The 594-nt window shown below is 46.1% G+C and carries 1 protein-coding gene and 1 pseudogene; both read right to left on the bottom strand.

Features of this window, described 5'->3' with window-relative positions:
- Nucleotides 1–197: pseudogene (locus MAS10914_RS35015) on the bottom strand (hypothetical protein); the annotation flags it as partial.
- Nucleotides 198–330: 133 nt separating this feature from the next.
- On the bottom strand, nt 331–594 hold a 264-nt coding region (locus MAS10914_RS0118365), incomplete at its 5' end, for a hypothetical protein (protein WP_026082647.1).

Genomic DNA, 594 nt, shown 5'->3' on the forward strand with positions numbered 1-594 from the left:
CGACCACCTTGGTGGTTAGTTTGGTTCTGGTTGTTTCTGGTTCTGGAAGTTTGAATCACTGAGCTACCATCATAAGCAGCACCTTCTTGCACAGTTTCTTGCACGCTGCGCTGGTCTTGCTCACCTGCAAATGCCACATTGGGAACAATCATCAAACCAGCAGCTACCAAACCGAAAGCAATAGACTTGTTAAACATATTGTTAGACCTTGTGTTGTGTTGTATGTGGTTCAAAGTTGTCTATTGAGAGTCACATGGCGTTGCCTAGTTAAGGCACAGATAAGCTAAACACCTTTTATTTAAGCAACGCCAGATGGCTTAATTTCAAGGATTAGCAACGACCACGACGAGCAGATTGAGATTGTCTGTTGGTGGAGTTGCTGTCTTGGTCAACCACAGAGCCGTATTCTGCAGCACCAGCTTGTCTTGTAGATTGAACAGAATCTTGGGCTTGGCTGGTACCACCACCGCAGTAACCGCCGCCGTAAGGAGTTCTACGACCACCTTGGTGGTTAGTTTGGTTCTGGTTGTTTCTGGTTCTGGAAGTTTGAATCACTGAGCTACCATCATAAGCAGCACCTTCTTGCACAGTTTC

The organism is Mastigocladopsis repens PCC 10914 (assembly GCF_000315565.1).
GTDB lineage: Bacteria > Cyanobacteriota > Cyanobacteriia > Cyanobacteriales > Nostocaceae > Mastigocladopsis > Mastigocladopsis repens.